Origin of the sequence: Lentzea pudingi (genome assembly GCF_014646255.1) — a bacterium.
Classification (GTDB): Bacteria; Actinomycetota; Actinomycetes; order Mycobacteriales; family Pseudonocardiaceae; genus Lentzea; species Lentzea pudingi.
The window spans coordinates 38,369-46,796 of record NZ_BMNC01000022.1 but is presented as its reverse complement, the minus strand read 5'-3'; the positions used below and the strand labels follow the sequence as shown (position 1 = coordinate 46,796).

The 8,428-nt window shown below is 66.9% G+C and carries 12 protein-coding genes and 1 tRNA gene; 2 read left to right on the top strand and 11 right to left on the bottom strand.

All coding sequences use genetic code 11. The features are described 5' to 3' along the window. Positions 1-440: 440 nt before the first annotated feature. Positions 441-830, bottom strand: a complete 390-nt coding sequence (gene rplL, locus IEY88_RS39995) for a 50S ribosomal protein L7/L12 (RefSeq protein ID WP_189160134.1) — start codon at positions 828-830, stop codon at positions 441-443. A gap of 56 nt (positions 831-886) precedes the next feature. Further along, complete coding sequence (rplJ, locus tag IEY88_RS39990) at positions 887-1,441, bottom strand: 50S ribosomal protein L10 (RefSeq protein WP_093606340.1); 555 nt, start codon at positions 1,439-1,441, stop codon at positions 887-889. Between the two features lie 245 nt (positions 1,442-1,686). Here rplJ and IEY88_RS39985 point away from each other — a divergent pair, with 245 nt between their 5' ends. Next, complete coding sequence (locus IEY88_RS39985) at positions 1,687-2,400, top strand: hypothetical protein (protein ID WP_189160133.1); 714 nt, start codon at positions 1,687-1,689, stop codon at positions 2,398-2,400. Here IEY88_RS39985 and IEY88_RS39980 read toward each other — a convergent pair. Next, positions 2,397-3,239, bottom strand: a complete 843-nt coding sequence (locus IEY88_RS39980) for an NAD(P)-dependent oxidoreductase (RefSeq protein ID WP_189160132.1) — start codon at positions 3,237-3,239, stop codon at positions 2,397-2,399. The two genes, IEY88_RS39985 and IEY88_RS39980, sit on opposite strands and share 4 nt — an antisense overlap. Before the next feature lie 84 nt (positions 3,240-3,323). Between IEY88_RS39980 and IEY88_RS39975 the strand changes: the two genes are divergently transcribed. Continuing rightward, complete coding sequence (locus IEY88_RS39975; protein ID WP_189160131.1) at positions 3,324-4,292, top strand: GlxA family transcriptional regulator; 969 nt, start codon at positions 3,324-3,326, stop codon at positions 4,290-4,292. A gap of 62 nt (positions 4,293-4,354) precedes the next feature. Here IEY88_RS39975 and rplA read toward each other — a convergent pair whose 3' ends face one another. The 8 genes from rplA to rpmG form a co-directional block, all read right to left on the bottom strand. After that, on the bottom strand, positions 4,355-5,065 hold the full coding sequence (gene rplA, locus IEY88_RS39970; RefSeq protein ID WP_189160130.1) for a 50S ribosomal protein L1: 711 nt from the start codon (positions 5,063-5,065) through the stop codon (positions 4,355-4,357). Positions 5,066-5,143: 78 nt separating this feature from the next. Then, the gene (gene rplK, locus IEY88_RS39965; protein ID WP_030478269.1) at positions 5,144-5,578 is read right to left on the bottom strand and encodes a 50S ribosomal protein L11; all 435 of its coding nucleotides are present in this window, start codon (positions 5,576-5,578) and stop codon (positions 5,144-5,146) included. 85 nt (positions 5,579-5,663) lie between these two features. Then, positions 5,664-6,476 (bottom strand): transcription termination/antitermination protein NusG, encoded by an 813-nt coding sequence (nusG, locus tag IEY88_RS39960; protein ID WP_189160129.1) that lies wholly within the window; start codon positions 6,474-6,476, stop codon positions 5,664-5,666. A 40-nt stretch (positions 6,477-6,516) separates the two neighbouring features. Next, the gene (gene secE / locus IEY88_RS39955) at positions 6,517-6,930 is read right to left on the bottom strand and encodes a preprotein translocase subunit SecE (protein ID WP_189160128.1); all 414 of its coding nucleotides are present in this window, start codon (positions 6,928-6,930) and stop codon (positions 6,517-6,519) included. 37 nt (positions 6,931-6,967) lie between these two features. Then, positions 6,968-7,040 (bottom strand) — tRNA-Trp (locus IEY88_RS39950). Positions 7,041-7,276: 236 nt separating this feature from the next. Continuing rightward, entirely contained in the window at positions 7,277-7,696 is a 420-nt protein-coding gene (locus tag IEY88_RS39945) for a MaoC/PaaZ C-terminal domain-containing protein (RefSeq protein WP_189160127.1), read from the bottom strand. Further along, the gene (locus IEY88_RS39940; protein WP_189160126.1) at positions 7,693-8,142 is read right to left on the bottom strand and encodes a MaoC family dehydratase N-terminal domain-containing protein; all 450 of its coding nucleotides are present in this window, start codon (positions 8,140-8,142) and stop codon (positions 7,693-7,695) included. Before IEY88_RS39940 ends, IEY88_RS39945 begins: the two co-directional genes overlap by 4 nt. Positions 8,143-8,212: 70 nt before the next feature. Then, entirely contained in the window at positions 8,213-8,377 is a 165-nt protein-coding gene (rpmG, locus tag IEY88_RS39935) for a 50S ribosomal protein L33 (RefSeq protein ID WP_015105301.1), read from the bottom strand. Positions 8,378-8,428: the final 51 nt, after the last annotated feature.

Genomic DNA, 8,428 nt, shown 5'->3' with positions numbered 1-8,428 from the left:
TGCGATGCCGCAGGCGAGCCGTCTTTACCAAGCCCGAGGGGCGGTGGGGTCCCATCACGAGTCGCGCCATAGCTCTTGCTGCACCTGAGGGGTGAGGTCAAGTCGACACGCTTTTCGTCGACTTGACCTCACCCCTCAGGTGTGGCCCGCTCTTGGCTCGGCTCGTGATGGGACCCCACCGCCAACGCACACAACTACGCAACCGGCAGCCGCTCAACGCAACAGGCGTGCCATCTACCCGCAGGCAGCGCGGGCCCCCTGATCAGATTGCCGGGGGTCTGGGGGCAGAGCCCCCAGGGGAAGCACGCAACAGCAACCCCGCCAACGCAGCCGGGGAACCCAACCAAACCGAGCGCGCACAAAAAACGGGCGCACACCCCCACAAAGGGATGCACGCCCGTCCAAAGCGCAAAACACCAAGCCCCACCAGGGGGCAAAGATCACTTGACGGTGATCTTGGCGCCCGCAGCCTCGAGCTTCTCCTTGGCGGCGTCGGCAACATCCTTCGCCACGCCCTCGAGGATCGCCTTCGGAGCCGACTCGACGAGCTCCTTGGCCTCCTTCAGACCCAGACCAGAGACGACCTCACGGACGACCTTGATGACCTGGATCTTCTTGTCGCCGGCGGACTCGAGAACGACGTTGAACTCGCTCTGCTCCTCGGCCTCGTCAGCGCCACCCGCGGCGGGGCCGGCAGCGGCGGCAACGGCGACGGGCGCCGCGGCGGTGACCTCGAAGGTCGTCTCGAACTGCTTCACGAACTCGGACAGCTCGAGGAGGGTCATCTCCTTGAACGCGTCGAGCAGCTCTTCGGTGCTGAGCTTCGCCATGATCGGCGGTCCTTTCTAATTTCCCGCGCGAAAGCGTCGGGCGTGTCTTTGGGTGATCAGCTTTCGGCGGGAGCGTCGGCTTCGGCGGCGGGAGCCGCGGCGGCCTTCTTCTCCTGCAGGGCAGCAGCCAGGCGAGCGACCTGGGAAGCCGGGGCGTTGAACAGACCCGCGGCCTTGGCCAGGTTGCCCTTCATCGCGCCCGCGAGCTTCGCGAGCAGCACCTCACGGGTTTCGAGGTCCGCAATGGCGGTGACCTCGTCGACCGAGAGCGGGCGGCCATCCATGTAGCCGCCCTTGATGATCAGGGCCTTGTTGTCCTTCGCGAAGTCGCGGATCGCCTTGGCGGCGTCCACGGGCTCGCCCTCGACGAACGCGATGGCGGTCGGACCGGACAGAAGAGCCTCGAGGCCCTCCACACCGGCGTCCGCAGCAGCGAGCTTGACGAGCGTGTTCTTCGCGACGGTGTACTTGGTGCCCGCGCCGAGAGCGCGACGCAGCGTCGTGAGCTGCGCCATGGAGAGGCCACGGTACTCAGTGACAACCGCTGCCGAGCTGGTGCGGAAGGAATCCGCAAGCTCAGCGACCGCCGTAACCTTCGTGGGCTTCGCCATGATCGCCTCCTCTCTGGGCTGGGTTAGACCGCCGGCCTGGAGAAGGTCCCGAAACAACAAAAACGCCCTCGCGCACAAGCAGCACGGGGCGTCACAAGAACTTGAGCCTCGTCCTCCCTGCGCGGGCCGCCCGTGTTGCAACGGGGCCTTCGATCTCCTCGCGGAGACAACCTGCGGTCTTCGGTAGAACCACGAAAAGACTAGCCGACTGGGTACCGGCCATCCAAATCGGCACAATGTGACGTGTGACCGACGAGCCAGGCAAGGACCTCGCGCCCCGCCAGCCGCAGCCGCCTGTCCAGCCGCCTGCCCCACAGCCGGACCCGGAGCAGCTGCGGCAGTTCCAGGAGTTCCAGCGCTTCCAGGAGTTCCAGCGCTACCAGCAGGCGACGGGCCAGGCGCCGCAGGCTCCGCAGCAGCCTGGCGGCAAGCGCCGGTGGCTCGTCGTGCTCGGCAGCCGCATCTTCTGGCGCGCGCTCTTCTTCCTGCTGGTCGTCTTCAGCACCGTGTGGGCCTACAACCACTTCTTCGGCGTCGACGACCCCGGCGACATCGCGCAGGACAGCGGCGGCGTGACCGGCGCGGCGCAGGGTCTCACCGCACCGGCCGGCCTGCAGGGCACCGTCGGCATGTTCTACAAGCACGTGTCGTTCGCCGACACGACCCGCGCCTGCACGCTCTTCCTGCGCGACGACACGCGTCAGAAGTTCGCGAACGCCTATGGCGCAAGCGATTGCGCCGCTGCGGTCAAGGACCTGAAGACCAAGGTCACCAGCGTCGACAGGTACCAGCAGGTCTTGTTCCCGCCGGACATGCTCAAGACCCCGACCACCACCAAGGTCACCATCGACTCGTGCGCCCTGACCGTCGAGGGCGGCCCGCGGCTGGGCACGTTCGTCGTGGAGAAGGTCGGCGCCGGCTGGGTCATCACCGACTGGTCCGAGAGCACCTGCGGCTAGAACGACTCGACGGCGCGGGCGAAGCTCTCCTCCCCGCGCCCACCCTCGACCTGCCGGTCCACCAACGCCTTCAGCGAGTCCAAAGCCGCGAACGGCACGCCCTGCGCCTGCGCCGCCCGGATCAGGGTGGCCAACCCGGACTGGTTCATGGCGAGGCTCGACTCACCACCGGCGTAGTCGGCCGCGTCGATCTCCCCGGCGAACGTCTCCAACGCCGGCTGGAGATCCGTCAGCCACGACAACAACATCGGCGTGAGCTCACCGGCCTTGATCCCGTTGACCCGAGCCAGCGCCGCCGCGTGCAGGAACCCGCCGAGCAGCCCGTACATCCCGGACAGGATCGCCACGTCGTACCCGGACGCCCTCCCGGCATCGGCACCGAGGAACGTGACCTTCCCCAGCAGCGCCAACGTCTCCCGCCAACGCTCGTGCACGACCGACGACCCGCTGTAGATGATCGACGACGCGTCGGTGCCGATCGTCTGAGGCACCGCGTACACCGCACCGTGCAGGTACTCGGCCCCGCTCTCCGCAGCCCACCCGGCCAGTTCCCGAGCCTCGTCAGGAGTGCCGGAGGTCAGGTTCACCAGCGCCTTCCCGCGCACGTCCACACCACTCAAAACCCGTTGCGCCGCCTGATGATCGAGCAGAGCGACGACCACGAGCCCACCAGCCGCCACCGCCTCCGCCGGGCTGCTCGCGACGGTCGCCGCCAGCCCTGCGGCCTTCGCCTCGGATCGGTTCCAGACCACGACGGACCGGCCGTCCCGCACGAACGCCTCCGCCAGCGCGCGTCCGAGATTTCCCAGCCCCAGCACGGTGATCGCTTCAGATGTCATGCCTCCAGCTTCGCCACGGATGATCATCCCAGCCAGTGACCGGAATGACCCCTTTCGCCAAATTCCTGCCATAGGCTGGCTCGCATGAGCGCTGGATCCGTCGCCCTGGTCGTCCCCGGTGACTTCGGGGTCGCGGACCTCTACGAACTGGGCATCCCGGCGGCAGTCTTCGGCACCCCGCAGCCGGACCTCGCAGACCCCTGGTACGAGTTGTGGTTGTGCAGCACCGGAAACCGCACGCACGACACCACCCCGGGCTTCACCCTGCACAGCACCCACAAGCTCGATGACATCGTGCGCGCGGACACCGTCATCGTGTCGTGGGTGCCAGACGAGGTCATCGAGGACAACGCGCCCGTTCCACCAGAGCTCGTCACGGCCCTACGCGACGCCCACGACAACGGCGCACGAATCGTGTCGGCGTGCGTCGGCGCGTACGCACTCGCCGAAGCCGGCCTGCTGGACGGCAAGCGAGCCACCGCGCACTGGATGCACACCGCCCTGCTGGCCGAGCGCTACCCGAAGGTCCAGGTCGACGACTCACAGCTCTACGTCGACGAGGGTGACGTGCTGACCAGCGCGGGCATGTCCGCGGGTCTCGACGTCTGCCTGCACCTGGTGCGCCGCGACCTGGGCGCTCACGTCGCGAACCAGCTCGCCCGCCGGATGGTGGTGCCGGGACACCGGCCGGGGCACCTCGGGCAGTACGTCGACCTGTCGGTCCCCGCGAGCGACGAGCAGGGCCTGGCCTCGGTGCTCGACTGGGCCCGTGCCCGCCTGGACGAGCCGCTGACGATCGAGGACCTGGCCCGCAAGGCCGCGATGAGCCCGCGAACGTTCTACCGCCGGCTCCACGCCACCACCGGCACGACACCGTTGCAGTGGCTGCTCACCGAACGCATCACCAGGGCGCAGGTGCTGCTGGAGTCCACCGACCTGCCGATGGAGAAGATCGCGGCGCTGAGCGGCATCGGCACGGCCAACAACCTCCGCCACCACTTCCTGAAGCAGGTCGGCAAGTCCCCCACCGACTACCGCAGAGACCGGTCCTGAACAGCAGAAAGGCCCCCGGCGAACCGGGGGCCTTTCTCAGCTTGCGACTAGCCGGGGGAGGCTCAGGCCTCGTCCACCAGCAGGTTGCGGGTGCGGTTCGGGTCGACCGGGATGCCAGGGCCCATCGTCGTGGAGACGGTGACCTTCTTGACGTACCGGCCCTTGGCCGCGGACGGCTTCGCGCGGAGGATCTCGTCCAGCGCGGCGCCGTAGTTCTCGACCAGCTTCTCGGAGTCGAACGAGACCTTGCCGATGACGAAGTGCAGGTTGGCCTGCTTGTCAACGCGGAAGTTGATCTTTCCGCCCTTGATCTCGTTGACGGCCTTGGCGACCTCGGGGGTCACGGTGCCGGTCTTCGGGTTCGGCATCAGGCCACGCGGGCCCAGGATGCGAGCGATGCGACCGACCTTCGCCATCTGGTCGGGGGTCGCGATCGCGGCGTCGAAGTCGAGCCAGCCACCCTGGATGCGCTCGATCAGGTCCTCGGAGCCAACGGCGTCCGCACCGGCGGCCTCGGCCTCAGCGGCCTTGTCGCCGACTGCGAAGACGATCACGCGGGCGGTCTTGCCCGTACCGTGCGGCAGATTCACGGTGCCGCGGACCATCTGGTCGGCCTTGCGGGGGTCGACACCCAGGCAGATCGCGACCTCGACGGTGGCGTCCAGCTTGACCTTCGACGTTTCCTTGGCGAGCTTGGCAGCCTCGAGCGGCGAGTACAGCCGCTCCCGGTCAACCAGCTCTGCGGCGGCCTTGTAGGCCTTGCTGCGCTTCATAACACTGTCCTTCGTGGATCAGGTCGTGGTGAATGAGCCGCGCTCGGCTCTCCCACGCTTGCTAAAAAGAGGGTGTGGTCAGCCTTCGACCGTGATGCCCATGGAACGGGCGGTGCCGGCGATGATCTTCGCGGCCTGGTCGATGTCGTTCGCGTTCAGGTCGACCATCTTGACCTGAGCGATGCTGCGGACCTGCTCCATGGTCACCTTGGCGACCTTGACGCGGTGCGGCTCGCCGCTGCCCTTGTCGACACCAGCGGCGGCGAGGATGAGTCGCGCGGCCGGCGGGGTCTTCAGCTTGAAGTCGAACGAGCGGTCTTCGTACACGGAGATCTCAACCGGCACGACCTGACCGCGCTGCGACTCGGTCGCGGCGTTGTAGGCCTTGCAGAACTCCATGATGTTGACGCCGTGCTGACCCAGCGCGGGACCAACGGGCGGCGCCGGGTTGGCGGCACCAGCCTTGATCTGCAGCTTGATGATCGCTGACAGCTTCTTCTTCTTGGGAGGCATTGTCCGTACTTCCTGTTATTGCGGTGTCCGCGCGTGGCTCTGCCAGCCGCCGCGTGGCCGATCGGTCTCCCTCGCGGGAAACCGCTCAGATCTTGGAGACCTGGCTGAACGACAGCTCGACCGGCGTCTCCCGGCCGAAGATCGACACCAGGACCTTCAGCTTCTGGCCGTCCGCGTTGACCTCGCTGATCGTGGCGGGCAACGTCGCGAACGGGCCGTCCATGACGGTGACCGACTCGCCGACCTCGAAGTCGACCTCGATCGTCGGCTTCGACACGGTGGTGGAAGCGGTCTTCTTGCCCTCGGCCGGCTTCTGCTCTTGCTGCGGGAGCAGGAACTTCAGCACCTCGTCGATCGTGAGGGGCGAGGGCTTCGAGGTGGCTCCGACGAATCCGGTGACGCCCGGCGTGTTGCGGACGGCGCTCCAGGACGCGTCGGTGAGCTCCATGCGGACCAGGATGTAGCCGGGCAGCACCTTGCGCTGCACCAGCTTGCGCTGGCCGTTCTTGATCTCGGTGACCTCTTCGGTCGGCACCTCGACCTGGAAGATGTAGTCCTCCATGTCGAGCGTGTGAATACGAGTCTCGAGGTTCGCCTTGACCTTGTTCTCGTAACCGGCGTACGAGTGCACGACGTACCAGTCGCCGGGCGCGCGGCGCAGGGCCTGGCGCAGCTCCTCGGCGGGGTCCTCGGGCTCTTCGTCGATCGGCGTCTCGTCGATCGCGAGAACGTCGGAGTCCTCTTCGGACTCCTCATCGGTCTCGTCCGCGACGTCGGCGTCGGCCTCGGAGTCCACAGCCTCCGACTCGACCGTCTCGTCCGTCGCGGTGTCCTCGGACACCTCGTCGTCGATGAGGTCGGTCTTCTCCTGGGCGTCAACGCCGTTGTCGGAGCTCACTGTGGATCTCGCTTCCTGGTTGCAGCGGCAGCTGTCCGGCTCAGCCGAACAACTCGAAAACAGCCGCGCCGAAGCCGAGGTCGAGAGCCCACACCAGCGCCACCATGAAGACCACGAACACCAGCACGACGCCGGTGTAGGTGACCAACTGCTTGCGCGTCGGCCAGATCACCTTGCGGAGTTCGCTGACGACCTCGCGGATGTAGCGGAAACCCCGCCCGATCAGCGAAGGCCGCTTCTCCTGCCCGTCACGGGACTTGGTCGGGCGACTCTTCTTCGCGTCCTCGTCCGACTCGTCGGACTTGGCGACGCTCTTCTTCGACTCAGCGCTGCTGCCGTCCTTGCGGGCGGCCGGGCGAGAGGAGGCACGACGTTCACGTCGCGCCGCAGCAGTGGACGGCCGGACAGCGCCTTCGCGCTCCTCCGGCTGGTCCTGCTCGCGGCCCTCGCTCATGCCGTGCCTCCACTCCACCCATGACGCGCTTCGACAGCAGGGGCGACAGGACTTGAACCTGCAACCTGCGGTTTTGGAGACCGCTGCTCTGCCAGTTGAGCTACACCCCTTTGAGATCCCATGAGAGATCCCCTGGCCAAGCAGGAAGTGTACGGGAGCCTGCCCCGTCCATTCCAACCAGACCGCTCAAGCACTTGCCGAGCGGCCTGTCGCACAGCCTACCCACACGCAGGCCGAGAACACGAATCAGGGTCGTGCAACCGAGGCACGGACCTGGCCCGAATCTCGCGTGAGCACCGCAAACACCACCGGACCGCGGTGCCCGGTGGTGTTCTTGATCACAAGATCAGCTCACGCGGACGCGGGCGAAGGCACCCGTCAACACCGACTTGCCGTCAAAAGCCGCGTTGATGTTGACCTTCACAGTTCCATCTTCGAAGTCCTTGGTGACCTTCGCGGTGACCTCGACCAGCGCGCCCTCGTCGTCGTTGGGCACCACGACGGGCCGCCCGAACCGGCAGCCGTACTCGACGATGGCGCCGGGGTCGCCGATCCACTCCGCGACGATCCGCGAGGCCACGGCCATGGTCAGCATGCCGTGCGCGATCACGTCCGGGAGGCCGACCTCCTTGGCCGTCTTCTCGTTCCAGTGGATGGGGTTGAAGTCCAGCGAGGCCCCCGCGTAGCGGACCAGGTCGTCGCGCTTGAGGCGCACGGACAGCGCCGGCAGCTCGGTCCCGACCTCGGTGCTGACTGCTGCGGTCACGCGTCTTCTCCCCTCACGACGAGCATGGACTTGGCGGTGGTGACGGGCTCGCCGCCGACCGTGCTGATCTCGGTCCGCACGACCACCATGTCGTTGCCCATGCGGGACGTGATGGAGTCGATGTGCGCCACGCACACGAGCTGGTCGCCCGCGGTGATGGGGCGGTGGTGGGTGAAGTTCTGGTCGCCGTGCACGACGCGGCTGTAGTCGAGCTCGATCTCCGGGTCGAACATGACCGTCTCGTTGGTCTTCATCGACACGACGATCGCGAACGTCGGCGGCGCGATGACGTCCCTGTGCCCCAACGCCTTCGCGGCTTCGGCGTCGCGGTAGGCCGGGCTGGTCGCGCCGATGGCCTCGGCGAACTCGCGGATCTTCTCGCGGCTCACGTCGTAGGGCTGCGACGGCGGATAACTACGTCCGATGAAAGCGGGGTCGAGAGGCACTTGAGGAGCCTATATGCGACGAGGCCCGCCCCACGTGTGGGACGGGCCTCGGTCGAAAGCTGCTACGCGCTCAGCGGGTTTCCTTGTGCGCGCGGTGCGTCTTGCAGTTCGGGCAGAACTTCTTGATCTCCAGGCGGTCCGGGTCGTTGCGACGGTTCTTCCTGGTGATGTAGTTCCGGTGCTTGCACTCCTCGCACGCGAGGGTGATCTTCGGGCGTACGTCGGTTGCAGCCACGGTCCTTGCCTTCCTGAGAGCACACGTACCCCGACCTCGAAAGAGGCGGCC

Excerpts from the sequence above, each read along its gene's own strand:
- rplL (WP_189160134.1), bottom strand. The coding sequence starts at position 830 with ATGGCGAAGCTCAGCACCGAAGAGCTGCTCGACGCGTTCAAGGAGATG.
- rplJ (WP_093606340.1), bottom strand. The coding sequence starts at position 1,441 with ATGGCGAAGCCCACGAAGGTTACGGCGGTCGCTGAGCTTGCGGATTCC.
- IEY88_RS39980 (WP_189160132.1), bottom strand. The coding sequence starts at position 3,239 with ATGACATCTGAAGCGATCACCGTGCTGGGGCTGGGAAATCTCGGACGC.
- IEY88_RS39975 (WP_189160131.1), top strand. The coding sequence starts at position 3,324 with ATGAGCGCTGGATCCGTCGCCCTGGTCGTCCCCGGTGACTTCGGGGTC.
- rplA (WP_189160130.1), bottom strand. The coding sequence starts at position 5,065 with ATGAAGCGCAGCAAGGCCTACAAGGCCGCCGCAGAGCTGGTTGACCGG.
- rplK (WP_030478269.1), bottom strand. The coding sequence starts at position 5,578 with ATGCCTCCCAAGAAGAAGAAGCTGTCAGCGATCATCAAGCTGCAGATC.
- secE (WP_189160128.1), bottom strand. The coding sequence starts at position 6,930 with ATGAGCGAGGGCCGCGAGCAGGACCAGCCGGAGGAGCGCGAAGGCGCT.